The organism is Candidatus Limimorpha sp., from assembly GCF_056203535.1.
The window spans coordinates 1-4,236 of the sequence record NZ_JBADWU010000066.1 but is presented as its reverse complement, the minus strand read 5'-3'; the positions used below and the strand labels follow the sequence as shown (position 1 = coordinate 4,236).

General features: G+C 49.1%; 5 protein-coding genes. All 5 read left to right on the top strand.

Annotation, left to right across the window (positions count from 1 at the left end; genetic code table 11):
* Positions 1-565: 565 nt before the first annotated feature.
* The 5 genes from AC06MN_RS08040 to AC06MN_RS08020 all read left to right on the top strand — a co-directional run bounded on the left by AC06MN_RS08040 (position 566) and on the right by AC06MN_RS08020 (position 4,113).
* Positions 566-1,096 carry a hypothetical protein gene (locus tag AC06MN_RS08040; protein ID WP_475671847.1) on the top strand — a complete coding sequence of 177 codons (531 nt, stop codon included), beginning with the start codon at positions 566-568 and terminating at the stop codon, positions 1,094-1,096.
* A complete protein-coding gene (locus AC06MN_RS08035; protein ID WP_475671846.1) occupies positions 1,084-1,353 on the top strand; it encodes a hypothetical protein in 270 nt (89 codons plus the stop codon). Before AC06MN_RS08040 ends, AC06MN_RS08035 begins: the two co-directional genes overlap by 13 nt.
* A gap of 339 nt (positions 1,354-1,692) precedes the next feature.
* Entirely contained in the window at positions 1,693-2,091 is a 399-nt protein-coding gene (locus tag AC06MN_RS08030; RefSeq protein WP_475671845.1) for a YkvA family protein, read from the top strand.
* A gap of 13 nt (positions 2,092-2,104) precedes the next feature.
* Positions 2,105-3,091, top strand: a complete 987-nt coding sequence (gene cas1 / locus AC06MN_RS08025; RefSeq protein WP_475671844.1) for a CRISPR-associated endonuclease Cas1 — start codon at positions 2,105-2,107, stop codon at positions 3,089-3,091.
* Positions 3,088-4,113 (top strand): CRISPR-associated primase-polymerase type B, encoded by a 1,026-nt coding sequence (locus AC06MN_RS08020; RefSeq protein ID WP_475671843.1) that lies wholly within the window; start codon positions 3,088-3,090, stop codon positions 4,111-4,113. The genes cas1 and AC06MN_RS08020 overlap by 4 nt, the downstream gene beginning before the upstream one ends.
* The last annotated feature ends 123 nt before the right edge of the window (positions 4,114-4,236 follow it).

Here is a 4,236-nt window from a genome sequence, read left to right as displayed (position 1 = left end):
TCCAGAGGATCCCAAACGAATTATAGGCTCTTGGCCTTGTGGTTCTAATGGATTGTCCTCTGGAAGTTAGTCCCTCCTTCATGCAACAAAGGTAGGAAATAACCTTGTACGAATTCACGCTGCAAACTTAAAGTGGTTCTTTTTATCAGCGTCCGCCAGGCAAGGGATTGCGTCAGCAAGGCCACATTCGCGTGATTCGCCCGATTCGCGGTTCTTTCTCTACGTCCGGCTAGAAAGGACACTACAATTCGATTTGTAACCACGATGTTTTTTCAACCACGAATTTCGCGAATTTTCACGAATAGGGAATCCGCTTCGCGTATTCCATGAATTCGTCGAGGATTCTCTGATTTCCGCTCCGTGTCTAATGTTTGGGCATAAAAGTATATAGATGTCATTGTTTTTTTACTCCAACACCTGTTTGTGCGTTCGAAAATTTTTATTTTTGCACTTCGAACTCTCCCCGACGGCGTGCCGTGTGGCAAGTTTGATGTGCATCATCCGTCCGTGGTGCCCTTGTGAGAACTCTAATGCAGTGGACGGCTGCATCCGAAACAAAATCTTTATGCAACAAACCTATCAAAACCAATCGCCTTTCGAAGTCTATGCTGCCGCAGAGCGCATGTTGAGATTCATGGAAGGATGCGAACTTGACGAACCTTTGACCCGATGGAAGGCTGAACTTGACGCGGCTAATGAAAAATTGATGGACCGTATATGCGACAGGTCGAAGAAAATCGGGCTTAAAGACCAGGCTAACGCCTTGCTCAAGTGCATCGTGAGCATCAGGCTTTTGGTGAAGTCGTGTCTGGCCACAGGCGATGCCGATTTGGTGGAACATGCCAAGGCGGTCGAAAGGATTTTGAACAGCTATGTCGGTTTTCGACACATGTGTATAGCGAGCAAGATGACGAACTCGGAACTCATGCTGTACAAATTGACGACACCAGAGATGCTGCTTCATGTTGAAGCCATACCCGAATTGTCGGGCCGCTTGTCGCTCCTCGAGCAAGCAAGAGAAGATGTGTCGAAACGCCGTGAAGAAATGGTAGAATCTGCTGTTGCAGCAAAAACAGCCCGCAATTGCAGGCTTTGAAACGCAATGTGGCGCAGCTGATGAACAAAATCGGTGACTATCTTAAAGCTATGTCGTGTGTCGATGCCGAAGCCTATGGCCCCATGCTGAGGATGTTTCAGCTTATCCTAAGCGACCAGGCCAAGAGGCGCAAGGTTGCACTAAGAAGGAAAAAGCAGAGGATGCAGAAAAAACAAGATGCTTCAACAGTGAAGATGACCAAGAGCGTTGCGGAGAAAAAGGATGAGGGGTTGGATGCGGAGATGGGGGAAGGATAACTTTCCGCTGTAAAACTTGATGAATTGTCTGCCAAGCAATAATTTTTCCATATTTTATCTTCTGATAAATAAGTGGTCAGAAATAAACTAAGTAACCATTCATAATTAAACAGCAAAAGTATCTTCTCATTTCGACAAGCTCAATGAGCTGCAAATCAGGTTGCCGAGTTCAGCTCTCTGACCCAAGTCTGCTGAGTTTCTTGAATCATCGGAACATTGCAGATGAATAAGCCAAATATGCCAGTTTATTTGCTCCAATAAAACTGAACCTTTATGTCGCGGGAATGCACGACTTTTGCAGCATGAAATCTGAATACTAACCAAAAAAAACAAAAAGATATGACAAACAACAACATGAACACAAAGAATTACGAAAGCCATTACAACGAAAGCTCATTCTGGAACAAGGTGAAACAGATTTCGAAGGAAGTTGGCATCAACCTGGTTTATCCTGCCTTGCTGCTTTTCTACGAGCTGAAGTCGCCCAATGTCCCGCTGAAGGCGAAGGCCACCATCGTTGGCGCTTTGGGCTACCTGATTTGCCCGGTTGACCTGATTTGCGACGGCATCCCGATTATCGGCTACACCGACGACTACGCCGCCCTGATTGCCGCCTTGCGCACCACCATGCGCTACGTCACTCCCGATGTGCGTTGCCGCGCCATGGACAAGTTGCACGACCTGTTCGGCGACTTCGACGAAAACGCGATTTATGGCGAACTGATGGAAAACCTTTAAAACTGGGGAACGTATGCAGATCGTACTGAATTCTTTCGGTTGCGCCTTGACGCGCGACAATGAGGGCTTTGTGATTGTTACGGCTGACGGCAGCCAGCGTATTCCTGTCAAGGATATTGATTCCATTCACGTCAGTAAGGGTGCGCAGATTTCGAGCGATGCCGTGATGCTGGCCGTCGAAAAGGAAATCGAAATCCTGTTTGCCGACCGTATCGGGAATGTGGTGGGACGGGTGTGGAGTCCGAAATATGGCTCCATCTCCACCATCAGAAAGGGACAGCTGAGTTTCGTGTTTGGCAAGGAAGCCGTGCAATGGATCAAGGAAACATTGCAACATAAAATCGAAAACCAACAAGCCATGTTGCTGATGATGAGTGCCATGTCGGGCGCATCGCAGCAGACTTGCGATAAGGTGATTGCGAAATTGGAAGACTACCGTCAGAAAATCGGCAGCGCGGAAGGCGAAATCGTCTCGGATGTGGCAGCCACGCTGAGAGGCTGGGAAGGCATAGCATCGAAGCGCTATTTTGAGGCGATGAATCTGTTCCTGCCTGAAAGCTACCGTTTCAGCGAACGCTCGCAGCATCCGGCAACCGACGTGGCCAATGCCTTGCTGAACTACGGCTACGGCTTGCTTTATGCCAAGGTGGAAGGCGCACTGATTAAAGCCGGCATCGACCCGTATATCGGGGTGCTGCACCGCGACGACTACAACCGGCCAGTCTTGGTTTACGATGTCATTGAGCTGTACCGCGTTTGGGTCGATTACGTGGTTTGGAACCTGCTGAATCAAGGCATCGTGACTACGGATTTCTATTCGGTGAAGGACGATGGCTCGGTGTGGCTGGAAGGCTTGGGCAGAAGAGTCATCATCCAGTCGCTTAACGACTATCTGGACGATGTGGTTGCGGTGCAGGGCGTGAACCGAAGCCGCGAATACCAGATTTTCCTTTATGCACAGAACCTGGCTCAACAATTCAAAAAACTGAACACATTATGATTTCCTTTGGTAAAAACCTGACTTCGAGTGCCGACAAACTGGAAAAGATGCCGCTGAAGCAGTTCTACGACATGCTGCGCAACCCAAGTCCCGACATGGTGGCCAAACTGCGCCAGCTGCAAATCGTGAAGGACTTGGACAAAAAACAGTATGGCGTTCTGAAAAGGCAACTGCCCTATATGGTGGCGGCTTCGTTCAATCCTTCGTTCCGCCTGACGGAGAATTTCGCCTTTGCCGAGTATTTCATTGTCGACATTGACCATTTGTCGGACAAAGGCCTTTCGCTTGCCGAATTGCGCAACCGAATGAAAGCCGACCCGCGTGTGGTGCTGTGCTTCGCATCGCCGAGTGCCGACGGCCTGAAGGTGGTGTTCCGTTTCAGCGAGCGTTGCTATGATGCGGGCAAATACGCCCTGTTCTACAAGCTGTTTGTTGCCGGCCTTGCGCAGCAGTATGGCTTGGAACAGGTGGTTGACACACGCACTTCGGATGTGACGCGCGCCTGTTTCTTAAGCATGGATGTCGAGGCTTACTACAATCCCGATGCAGAGCCTGTCGTGATGGACGCTTACGTTGATTTCGATAATCCGCGTGAGGCGTTTGGAAAGAAAAAGATGATGGAGGAAATGGAGTCGGAGTTCCCGTTTGTAGAGGCAGAGGAAGATGTGCGTCCCAAGGATCCCGATGCCGATGTCATGGCGCGCATCAGAGCCAAACTGAACCCGAAACAGGCCGCCAAGGAAGAGAAACGCGAACCATACGTGCCCGACGAACTGAACCAGATTATGGAAGGGCTGAAAGCCTTTGTGGAAGATACGGGCGTACTGCTTTACGAGACCATCAACATACAGTATGGCAAGAAGTTGCGTTTCAAGACGGGGCTGAAGCAGGCCGAAATCAACCTGTTTTATGGCAAACGTGGCTTCACGGTGGTTCAGTCGCCGCGCGTGGGCACCAACGAGGAACTGAACGCGCTGATGGCCGAACTGATTGAGGATTTCCTGAAGGGCAATTCTAAATAAAACTCATTGATAATCAGATAAATATTTGTATATTTGCCGCAAATTTGAAGAGAAAAAGGACACGTACAAAAGGGCATACAGAAAGCTTGGCAACCAAGGTTTATTTGATTCTGAAGAAAGAAC